At 31.3% G+C, this 364-nt stretch carries 1 protein-coding gene; it reads left to right on the top strand.

The window, feature by feature from the left end:
* A partial coding sequence (locus FUA24_RS07855) for a PfkB family carbohydrate kinase (RefSeq protein WP_246146991.1) occupies positions 1 to 228 on the top strand: 228 nt, incomplete at its 5' end.
* Between the last annotated feature and the right edge of the window lie 136 nt (positions 229 to 364).

The raw sequence follows: 364 nt of genomic DNA, 5'->3' as shown, positions 1-364 counted from the left end.
CAATACCAAATTACAGATATTGTTGATAGAGTAGGTGGTGGAGATTCATTTATGGGTGGTTTAATCTACGGATTATTAAAATACCCAGAAGATGATCAAAACGCATTAGATTTTGCAGTAGCAGCTTCTTGTTTAAAACACACAATTAAAGGTGATGCTAACTTAGTAACAGTATCTGAAGTAGAAAAATTAATGGGTGGTGACGCTTCAGGGCGTGTTGCTAGATAATTATAAAATGTTTAAACGTTTAATTATTGATTTGTGTAAACAATTCAACAGTTAAATAAATAAACAAATAAACATTAAAAAAATGGCACAATTTACAAGATTAGAAGTTGCTCAGGCAATGAAAGAAACAGGGATG

The sequence above is a fragment of the Seonamhaeicola marinus genome (assembly GCF_008085455.1).
The sequence above is the reverse complement of the archived record's forward strand: the minus strand, read 5'-3'. Positions and strand labels throughout refer to the sequence as shown.